General features: G+C 67.0%; 11 protein-coding genes. 5 read left to right on the top strand and 6 right to left on the bottom strand.

Annotated elements, in window-relative coordinates; all coding sequences use genetic code 11:
• Positions 1-141 precede the first annotated feature (141 nt).
• The gene (locus tag I6U14_RS09490) at positions 142-387 is read right to left on the bottom strand and encodes an acetyltransferase (RefSeq protein ID WP_296898779.1); all 246 of its coding nucleotides are present in this window, start codon (positions 385-387) and stop codon (positions 142-144) included.
• A 663-nt stretch (positions 388-1,050) separates the two neighbouring features.
• On the opposite strand from I6U14_RS09490, the gene I6U14_RS09485 reads away from it, so the two are divergent.
• Positions 1,051-1,482: a CBS domain-containing protein gene (locus tag I6U14_RS09485; protein WP_296898777.1), complete on the top strand. Its 432-nt coding sequence runs from the start codon at positions 1,051-1,053 to the stop codon at positions 1,480-1,482.
• A 41-nt stretch (positions 1,483-1,523) separates the two neighbouring features.
• The gene (locus tag I6U14_RS09480; protein WP_296898775.1) at positions 1,524-2,963 is read left to right on the top strand and encodes a sigma-54 dependent transcriptional regulator; all 1,440 of its coding nucleotides are present in this window, start codon (positions 1,524-1,526) and stop codon (positions 2,961-2,963) included.
• A 166-nt stretch (positions 2,964-3,129) separates the two neighbouring features.
• Here I6U14_RS09480 and ligD read toward each other — a convergent pair whose 3' ends face one another.
• From ligD to I6U14_RS09455, 5 genes are all read right to left on the bottom strand, one after another.
• The gene (gene ligD / locus I6U14_RS09475) at positions 3,130-3,999 is read right to left on the bottom strand and encodes a non-homologous end-joining DNA ligase (RefSeq protein ID WP_296898773.1); all 870 of its coding nucleotides are present in this window, start codon (positions 3,997-3,999) and stop codon (positions 3,130-3,132) included.
• Between the two features lie 88 nt (positions 4,000-4,087).
• On the bottom strand, positions 4,088-4,903 hold the full coding sequence (locus I6U14_RS09470) for a DUF2189 domain-containing protein (protein ID WP_296898771.1): 816 nt from the start codon (positions 4,901-4,903) through the stop codon (positions 4,088-4,090).
• A 253-nt stretch (positions 4,904-5,156) separates the two neighbouring features.
• Complete coding sequence (locus I6U14_RS09465; protein WP_296898769.1) at positions 5,157-5,501, bottom strand: NapC/NirT family cytochrome c; 345 nt, start codon at positions 5,499-5,501, stop codon at positions 5,157-5,159.
• Positions 5,482-6,144: a TrkA family potassium uptake protein gene (locus tag I6U14_RS09460; protein WP_296898767.1), complete on the bottom strand. Its 663-nt coding sequence runs from the start codon at positions 6,142-6,144 to the stop codon at positions 5,482-5,484. Before I6U14_RS09460 ends, I6U14_RS09465 begins: the two co-directional genes overlap by 20 nt.
• Positions 6,144-7,616 (bottom strand): TrkH family potassium uptake protein, encoded by a 1,473-nt coding sequence (locus tag I6U14_RS09455; RefSeq protein WP_296898765.1) that lies wholly within the window; start codon positions 7,614-7,616, stop codon positions 6,144-6,146. The genes I6U14_RS09460 and I6U14_RS09455 overlap by 1 nt, the downstream gene beginning before the upstream one ends.
• A gap of 531 nt (positions 7,617-8,147) precedes the next feature.
• On the opposite strand from I6U14_RS09455, the gene I6U14_RS09450 reads away from it, so the two are divergent.
• The 3 genes from I6U14_RS09450 (at position 8,148) to I6U14_RS09440 (ending at position 9,565) form a co-directional block, all read left to right on the top strand.
• A complete protein-coding gene (locus tag I6U14_RS09450; RefSeq protein ID WP_296898763.1) occupies positions 8,148-8,336 on the top strand; it encodes a CsbD family protein in 189 nt (62 codons plus the stop codon).
• Positions 8,337-8,491: 155 nt separating this feature from the next.
• On the top strand, positions 8,492-9,199 hold the full coding sequence (locus tag I6U14_RS09445) for a hypothetical protein (protein ID WP_296898761.1): 708 nt from the start codon (positions 8,492-8,494) through the stop codon (positions 9,197-9,199).
• A 69-nt stretch (positions 9,200-9,268) separates the two neighbouring features.
• On the top strand, positions 9,269-9,565 hold the full coding sequence (locus I6U14_RS09440) for a hypothetical protein (protein WP_296898759.1): 297 nt from the start codon (positions 9,269-9,271) through the stop codon (positions 9,563-9,565).
• Positions 9,566-9,638 lie beyond the last annotated feature (73 nt).

The raw sequence follows: 9,638 nt of genomic DNA, 5'->3' as shown, positions 1-9,638 counted from the left end.
TCAGGGATGACGGCACAGTATGCAAGTGGCGTGCAAGGCGGTGCGGCGCGCGCCGAGACCGGGGTATACCGCAGGGCGCCCTCAGGGGTCCCCTTTAGGAAGACTCCGGACCGCCTTGGGGCTTTGCAGCGGACTTCCAGCTCAAGCCACCTGACCGTGGTGATGGGCGGCTTCCACCTCCGCATCACGGTAGTGTGGGTCCGTCCAGCAGCGCGGCAACGGCTCACCGGAGGCGAAGTGGAGCCTGGTCTTCTCGAAGTAGGCCGGGTCCTGGGCCTCCTCGCCGTAATGCAGGCGGCCGGCGACGCGGTCGTGACGAGGGCTGTAGAGGTCGCCGAGTGAGAGCACTTCGACGAGCTTGCCGGTGTCATGGTCTTTGAGCAGCATGATGACCTCCGTACGGTGAGGACCCGTGGCGCCTGCAGCGGCTTGGGATCGCGGCACCTCAAATTTGCGGCGACGGAGAATCCGCTGCAGCGGGGTCGTTGTCCACTGTTTAAAGGATAGCTTGTTGTGAGCGGTGCACGGCGGCGGGTGTCGGCTCCGCCCGGGTGCTCGTCGCAGGGGCGGTGGCGCTGGCCACTGCGCTTGCGATTTCGGCGACCTGCGCCGTATCGCGACTGTGATCGGCCGAAGGCGCGGTGGATATGCACCTTTAGGGAGATGCTGATTTATTGGGCATCCTGCCCAAAAATCAGACAGACCCCGAAAACGCGGTTTCCCGGCTCCTGCATTTTCAGCGACTTGCGTCGCCGAAAATGGCGGGGCGTCCTGCCCCGCACGGGAAGCGCCAAAAAATCGGCGCTTCCCTAGGCGGGCCTTTCGCCGGTGCCCATAGCGGCGACGCGGTCCGCCCGGTCACGCCGTTGCCCAGCAGCGCGCCCGGTTGTGAGCCTGCGCGGGGCCTGATCGCAATACCGGCGTGTTATTTGCACCGCGTTCTGCAGAGGCCATGCCCATTCGTGCGGAGAGGCGGGGCCCAAGTCGACACTGTCTTGTTGTGCCAAGGCCCGCGCCTCTCCCAGACCGAGCCAACCCACAGGAGGCCACGTGACTCTCATCCAGACCATGCAGCGACGACCAGCCAGCACCACCCCGGAAGCCACCCTGCGGAGCGCCGCCAAGCAGATGGCAAGCCACCACTGCGCCCTGTTACCGGTGATTGCCCGGGGCAGGCTCGTCGGCACCCTATCGGCACTCGAAACCACAGCCCGCCGCGTTGGCAGCCGGATGGACCCGGATCGGCGCACCGTGCGCGCAGTCATGCGCCCAGACCCGCCGACCTGCCGGCCTGAGGACACGGTGGCGCAGGTGTGTGAGCAGATGCGCGCGCTGCGGCAGCCGGTCCTGCCGGTGATCGAGGCCAACGGTGAGCTCGTCGGGCTCGTGGACCTGTTCGACATCGAGGCCGCAGGAGCGGCTGGTAGCGTTGCCGGCCCGGAGCCGGACATGGTCAAGCGCGTTCGGGGCGAGGCACACTGACAGCAGTCCCCGTCGATGACTCCCACCAAGAGGTCGCCCGGATGTCCGACTCACTGCTGATCATCGAAGACGAGCCGGCCCTCGCCACGGAGCTTGCGCGTCATTTCAGGGGTAAGAATTGGGACGTGGAGCGCGCCGGCAGCATCAAGGCCGCACGCGAGGCCGTCCTGGGCCACCGCCTGGAGCCGCTCGTGATCCTTGCGGACATGAGCCTGCCGGACGGCAACTCGCTGGACCTGCTGGAAGAGGCCCGCAAGCAGAAGCTGCCCGGGGAGTGGATCCTGCTCACCGGCTATGGTGGCGTACCGGACTCGGTGCGCGCGCTCAGGCTCGGCGCCTACGACTTCCTGGAAAAGCCCTGCCCGCTGGCGCGGCTGGAGATCATCGTCGCCGGCGCCAGGCGCAGCGCGCTCGCTCAGCGCCGCATCGCCACGGAGAGCCGCGCCAGCCGCAAGCGCTACTCCCCTGAGTCCTACATCGGTGACAGCGCCACCACCGAGGAGACCCGGCGCATGATCGCCCGTCTGGCTGAGGTGCCCTTCAGCGCGCTCATCATCGGCGGCGAGACCGGCACCGGCAAGGGCCTGGTGGCGCGCATCCTCCACCACGGCGGCCCGCGCGCCGACGGGCCGATGATCGAGGTGAACTGTGCCGCGCTGCCGCGGGACCTGCTGGAGTCCGAGCTCTTCGGCCACGAAGCCGGTGCCTTCACCGGCGCCAAGGGGCGCCACCGCGGCTACCTGGAACAGGCGCACGAAGGCACGCTCTTTCTGGACGAGATCGCCGAGATGGACTTGGACCTCCAGACCAAGCTGCTGAGCGTGCTGGAGGACCGCAGCCTCCGGCGCATCGGCGGCGAGAAGTCCATCGACGTGGACGTGCAGATCATCGCCGCCAGCAACCGCAATATCGAGGAGCGCGTGCGCGCGGGCAGCTTCCGCAGCGATCTCTACCATCGCCTGAGCGTCTTCCGGCTCGATCTGCCGCCGCTGCGTGAGCGCCTCGACGACCTCGAACAGCTGGTGCCGGCCCTCATCGACGAGTACAACGCCCGCTCTGGGCGCCAGGTGCAGGAGGTACCCGCAGAGGTCTACCGCCACATGCGCGGCTACAGCTGGCCGGGTAACGTGCGCGAGCTGCGCAACGTCATCGAGCGCGCCGTGCTGCTGGCCCGGGACGAGGTGTTCCCCATCGAGTGGCTGCAGCTCGGCCAGGGCATCGCCGCACCCGCACAGAGCCGGACGGACAGCGGCCCCTTCGTCGACGGCAACCGCATCAGCATTCCCCTCGACGGCAGCATGGCGCTCGGCGACATGGACCGCTACATCATCAAGACCGCCCTCGAGCGCAGCCACCATAATGTCACCGCCGCTGCGCGGGCGCTGGGAACCACCCGCGAGACGCTGCGCTACCGCATCCAAAAGTACGCACTCAATGCGGATGTGGACCACAATGACCAGCCGGAAACGCCCGCGGCGTAATACTCCTCCGCCTGAGCCAGAATTGGGGGACGCCAGAATTCGGGGACGGTATACTTATCTGTCACCCACACATGCTACTGCTCAACGCAGTTGTGTCCGGAGACCAACACACAGTCACCGGTTTTCGGGAAGATCAGTATACCGTCCCCGTTTTAGGGGGCGGTGCTCAGCGGGCGAGTGCGGAGCGCACCGCCTTTGGGTCTGCCTGCGCCCTGTCGATGTCGGCCCACGGGTCTGCCTTCTGTGCGAGTCGGCGCGGAATGGACTTGATGTTGTAGGCTCGGGCATCCTCGAGTCCAGCGAGCTCATCCCAGTCGAGCGGCGTCGCCACGGGGGCTCCCGGCTTGGCCCGGGGTGAGTAGGGCAGCACCGCACTCTGCCCGTAGGCGTTGCGCATGATGTCCAAATAGAGTCGGCCGCTGCGTTTGTCCTTGCGCTGGGCAATGGTGAGGCTGTCCGGATAGCGCTCTGCGAGGCGGTGTGCCATCCCCTTGGCGAGCTCGCGAACGCCGTGGAAGTCCATGCTGGGCGTCAGGGGTGCCAGCACATGCAAACCGCGGGAACCGGTGGTCATCAGGTGAGGTACCAGGCCGAGGTCGTCCATCAAGGCAGCTACGCGCCGGGCGGCCTCGCGCACAGCGTCGAACTCGCCGTTCGGTGGATCGAGGTCGAACACCAGGCGATCGGGCTGGTCCAGCTTGGGCGCCCGGGCCAGCCAACCGTGGAGCTCCAGGGTCGCCATGTCCGCGAGGGCCTTTAGTCCATCCGCCGATGCGACGGTGATGTGCACGATCTCGTCTTCGCCGTCGGCGGTTGGCGCCGGCTGCGCGGGCAGACCCTCCGGCAGATCGCCGCGATGATGCTGCTGGAAGAAGCCCTCCTTGCCAATGCCATCCGGGAACCGGCGCAGCGTGAGCGGTCGGCCGGCGGCCTGGGCCAGCAAGGGCTCGCTGACGGCGGCGTAGTAGTCCGCCAGGTCCTGCTTGCTGTAGCCGGCGTCCGGGAAGAGCACCTTGTCTGGATGCTTCAGTTGCACGGCTTTTGCTCCAGGTTAAGAGCGCGCAGCGGGCGCCGGATTCACCGCGCAGGCCGGTGAGCGGCGCCCAATGGGCTCCCCGATGGGCTCAGAGGCTATTGTCCGCCTCCGGGGTGGCCGTGGGCAGGGGCACCAGCGTGTCTCGGTAGGCATGCCAGGTTGCATACCCCAAGAGTGGCACAACGACCACCAGACCGACGAACCAGAGCCCGATCCCGAGACCGGTCAGCAGGAACAGGAGCGCGGCCCAGACGATCATGCTCGGCCAGTTCTCACCGACCGCTCGCCAGCTCGCGAAGACAGCGTTGAAAACGTCCACCTTCTGGTCCACGAGCATCGGCAGCGCCAGCGCCACCATCCGGAACAGGATCAGCGCCAGTACTAGAGCGATCCCGCCGTAGACAAGCGCGAAGGGCCAGCTCTCGCCGAACATGACGGGCAGGGGCCGCACGCTGCCATAGGTAGGCATGACCTCGTGGAAGAAGCCGCCGAACATGAGATTCGACAGCATGATCCAGTTCAGGAACAGGAACAGCAGCACGAGACCCAGCAACGACAGGCTCGGTGTGTTGACCGACAGCATCTTCCACACCGTCTGGTCATGGCGCTGCTCCTCGCGGCGCTTCGCCATCGCCACCAGCCCCACAGAGACGATGGGGGCGATGGTTAAAAAGCCGCCGAACAGAAACGGCACCAGAAAGAACTGACTGCCGCCAACGGTCATGAAGACCAGCAGAAAGGCCAGAGCGGCCACTGCGGCACCATAGGCGAGACTGACGCCCGGCATCGCGACCATGTCCTCGAAGCCGCGCTTCAGCCAGACGAAAGGGCGCATCAGGTTCTGGTGCGGTATGCGGTACTCCCGGTGCGGAATATGGGCCGTCGACAGAACGTATGTGCTCATGGCATTCCTCCTCAGGATGCTTCGGGGTGTGGCTGCGGTCGGGCAGGTTGCTGCCGGAGACGACCCGGCGTTCAGGCCTTACCCGTCTGTTACCCGAATGGAAGCAAGCAGCGCACCAATCCGAGCCCCACAGCGTCGGGCGCGACAACGCGCGCCGAAAACCCGGGTGTCAGTTTATGCAGCTGCGGCCTGCCGAGCCGTCGGAGACTGCGCTGTTATCAGCTCGCCTCGGGCGGGGACCGGCGGCACCGCTTCAGCCGGCGGCCGCGGGCACCTCGTCGAAGTGCACCTCCAAGGCGCTGCGCAGGTTCTCGTGGCCCACGTGCTGATGGCAGTCGACGCAGCTGTCGGGGCCTTCCGCGGCCCCGTTGCCCTGGGCATTGGCGAAGTAGGCCTGGTGCGCAGCCCCGGCCGCCGGATCGTCGCTGGTGGCGCGCTCGAGGGCGGTATGGCAGTTCAGACAGCCGGAGTCGTAGACGTACGCTTCCCGGTCCTCGAGATTGCCGATCCAATCCGGCTTGTGAATATTGAATTGCCTGGGACCTGCTGCGACCTCTTTCGTCTCGATTGGGGTGTCGTCAATCCGACTGGTCGGCATGCTCGCCCCAGCGCCGGTGCAGCTCGTCGAGCTGCTCGCGGGCGCAGATAAGAATCATTTCGTCACCCGTCTTGATGCGGCGGGTGTTTTCGGGCAGTCGGAAGCGCTCGTTGCGGTATATGCAGACGATGCGCGTGCGTTCCGGCAGGTCCAGCGCCTCAAGCGGCCCGGCCTCGTCGTCGCCGGCGACGAAGCTGAAGACCGACGCGTCATCCCGGATCACAGACGACAGCTCCAGGGACTTCTCGCCGCCCAACAGATCCCGCAGATGGCTCGCGACGGCCTGATTGGGCAGCACGGTGTCATCCAGCCCCAGCTCGTCGGTGATGTGCTGGAACTGGCGGTCGTTGATGCGCGGCACGACCCGCTCGAAGCCCAGGGAGCGGCCGATGAGGGCTGCCAGGATGTTGGTCTGGTCCGACTCCAGCAGGCAGAAGAGCACACCCGTGTTCTCGGGCTCCACGTCCCGCAGCACATCTGGTGAGGTGCCGTCGCCGTGCACGAAGCCTGCGTCCATCCGCTCGCTGAGCGCGTCGATGCGGTCGCGGTCGCGCTCGACGATGATGACCTCGTGGCCGTCCGCGAGCAGCAGCTCGGCGGTGGTGATGGTCAGCGAATTGCTGCCGATGAAAGCGGTGCGCATCAGAGCTTGCGCCTCCTGCCGATCCAGGTGGGTGGGTAAAGGAGCACCAACATGGCCACGATCTCGACGCGGCCGAACAGCATGTCTGCGATGAGCACGGCCTTGAGTGTCGGTGCAAGCTCCGGGCCCGTCAGACCGGCCGTGAGGCCGGCGTTGGCGGTGGCGGACACGACTTCGAACAGGCTCGGCAGCGGCGGCGCCCCGTGTATTAGAAACACGAGCCAAGAAAGCAGCAGCACCGCGAGCCACAGTGTCAGCAGCTGCAAGGCGCTGATGATCATCTCCTGCTCCACGCGCTCGTTGTCCACGCGGGCATGCAGGACAGCGCGCCCCGCCACCGCGGTGCGCCGCAACGCCAGCTGCACCAGGCGCAGCAGCACCAGCAGGCGCACGATCTTGAGTCCGCCGGCGGTGGAGCCGGTGCAGCCGCCGATGGTCATTCCGAGCATCAGCACCAGCAGCGCCGCAGCCGGCAGGGCGGCGATTTCGGTGGTACTGAAGCCCGTGTCGGTTTGGGCCGAGATCCCGAGCGCCAGCCCATGCCCGAGCGCTGCCGGCCAGTCCAATCCCAGCTGCAGCTGGCCGATCAGCATCAGAGCTGAGGCCGCGAGCAGCGTCAGCGCAAACAGGGTCCGCACCTCCTCATCGCGCCAGAGGACACCGAGGCCGTGCGTCGGGACGCGGGCGTACAACGGCAGGCTCACCGCTGCCAGCAGGCAGACGGTGTTGAGTACGCCGATGGCCGGCACCGGCAGCTCGGCTAGGCTCGTGTCGGCAGGCGCGAAGCCGCCGGTAGCCGCGGCCGGCAAGGCATACAGCAGCGCGTGATAGGGCGAGACACCCGCCGCCCAAACGGCCCCCACCGCCAGCACGGTCAGCAGCACATAGACCGCAAACACGGTACGCGCATGCTGCCTCGCGCCGGCGCTGGTGAGGCGCTCGCCGGTGGTCTCGAGCAGGCGCCGTGCGCTGGTGTGATGGCGCATGATCAGCGCGGCCGTCAACACCGCGATGCCGAGGCCGCCATACCATTGCATCCAGGCGCGCAGAAACAGCACTGCCGGGTCTGCCTGTGCCAGGCCGTGCAGCACTGTGAGCCCGGTGGTGGTCACCGCGGAGACGGTCTCCAGCAGGGCATCCAGTGGCCCGATGCCTGCCGCCATCATGGGCCAGACCATGGTCGCCGCTGCCAGTAGAAAGGCCAGGGCCGTCACCGCCAGTGCCTCGTTCCATTGCAGGTCGACGCGGCGCATGTCCAGCTGCGGCAGCCGCAGCAACCCGACGCCCAAGATGCCGAGCGCCGCCGCCACCAGCCCCAGGCGCTGCGCGAGTGCGAGGCTGCCGAGCCCGAACGCCACCGCCGCCGGCAGCGCAGTCAGCAGGGCGAGCGTCACGAGAAGCTGCGCCAGAGTTGCCGCCACTACGCGGACGCGGGCGGCGTGCACCAGGGCCTGGACGGCGGGCTCGGACATGGACTGCCTCCGATAGTGACGGCCCGTGCGTGGGGGACATCTGGCGATGCGGTGCCTCAGACCGACGAGCAAACGGATCGCCGGCAAGACGCCGGTTTGTCATTGGCCGAGGGCTGCCTCAGGGTTGCGGAGATCGCCGGACTTTCCTTGATTGTAGTTTTGCGGTCGCAGCGGGCGACCGGCGCCGCGCCGCTTAGAGTCTATCTCCCCTGCGATCCGATGGTGCCATTCGGCAACGCGCCGGCGCATCGATGCAGACGGCGTTCGGCACCAGACTGGACCACGCACTGCGCAGGCCATAGCAGTCAGCCGATGGGTGTTTCGCACCAGCAAGTGGCTCAAATCACCCAATGCCTCATTGGTGGCGTCGTCCGGAAGCACCGGCAGGTAGGGTTCGGTGTGGCGGCAGCCCGGGACTGCGCCCGCCGACGGCCCGTTCGGCGGCGCCGCCTGTGGACCTGGTACGGCGGATGCAAGGTTGCATAGTGCCACTCATCCAAACTAGGACCGGCATACCGGTCGGGAGGCAACATGAATTGGGAACAGATCCGCGGTAACTGGCAGCAAGCCAAGGGCGAGCTGAAGGTCAAGTGGGGCAAGCTCACCGACGACGACCTAGCGCAGATCAACGGCGAGCGGGACAAGCTCGTCGGCCGCCTGCAGGAGCTCTACGGCATTACGAAGGACGAGGCCGAGAAGCAGGTGGACGAGCATAGTTGAAGCAGCCGCAAGGCCCTGACAGCACTGCTGTGTCAAGTGGTCGCTCAGGCCGACGTGCTTGACGCCGCCGGCTGACCGCCGGGTGGGACCTGTGTTTGCATAAGATCTGCCCGCGAGATAGACGGACAAGCAACGCAAGACCGATCCACATCCCAATGGCAATGGACAGGCGGCGCGGCGGTGAGACCGGCTCCACCGCCCCCGAAGCGCCAGCGGCCGGAACAGACCTCAACCCCGCGCTGGAGCGCCTTGCCGACCTCGAGCGGCGTTCGCTCTTGGCCGAGCAGGCGCGTCAGCAGGCACACCGGCTGCGCACACCCTTGAGTGTCATCGACCTCATCTCCGAGACCATGCAGCTCGAGCACGAGGACGATGCGCAGCGGGCGGAGCGCCTGGCACGCATCCATAGCGCCGCGGGCAGCGTCGCCACGGAGCTCTCGAATGCGGTCAAGTCCACCCGCTTCGGTGACGGCCCGCGGCAGCGCGTGGACGCCGCCGCGCTCGCGGCGGGGGTGGTGCTTGCCTTTGGCGGTGACGTCGCGGGGGCAGAGCCCGACAACACAACCCTCGCGGTGGAGCCGACGAGTCTGGAGGCGGCATTGGTGCATGCGTTGCGGCTCGTGGGCGTGGGCACTGACTGCAACGGCGTTTGTGCGCAGCGCCCGCGCTTGCGGGTCGAACGTCGCGACAGCGAGCTTTGGCTCGCCATCACCGCCACCGGCGCGGCGCCGCCCGACACTCCCAGAGAGCGCGCAGATCTGCAGCTCATGGTCAGAGCGGCCGAGCGCGTTGCGCAGGATCACGGCGGCAGCCTGACCCTCGGGCCAGACAGTGCTGTATTCCGGCTGCCCATTGCCAACTGAGGCGGCTAGTACACGGCCTTCGGAGCGCAACAAGCGCTGCAACAAAAGTTACCAAACAGGAGCTGTTCCATGCCTAAGACCATCGATCCTCAAGCCGCAGTGGGTGCCGACGCCATCCGCGCCCGCGCCGGCTTCGAGCTGGCAAGCCCGCGGGACATTGCCGACCATGACGGCATGAGCCCCGAGCAGAAGATCGCACTGCTGGAGCAGTGGGAACAGGACCTCCGCGAGGAGATGGTTGCTGAGGAGGAAAACATGTCGGGTGCCGGCAGCGCCCTGGCTGACACGCTGTCGGATGTGCTCCGCGCCTTGGCGCAGCTCGGTCGCGACAGCGGCAGTCGCCCGGTGCCGGATAAGCAGGGCTGATTGACCCAACGACGGCACGGTAAGGCCGTAACCGGGCCAACTGTGCAGGTGTTTGCGGTTTGCAGCGGCGCTC

Origin of the sequence: Thiohalocapsa sp. (genome assembly GCF_019695415.1) — a bacterium.
In the GTDB taxonomy this organism is placed as follows: domain Bacteria; phylum Pseudomonadota; class Gammaproteobacteria; order Chromatiales; family Chromatiaceae; genus Thiohalocapsa.
Note: the sequence above shows the minus strand (reverse complement) of the source record. Positions and strands in the feature narration are given on the sequence as shown.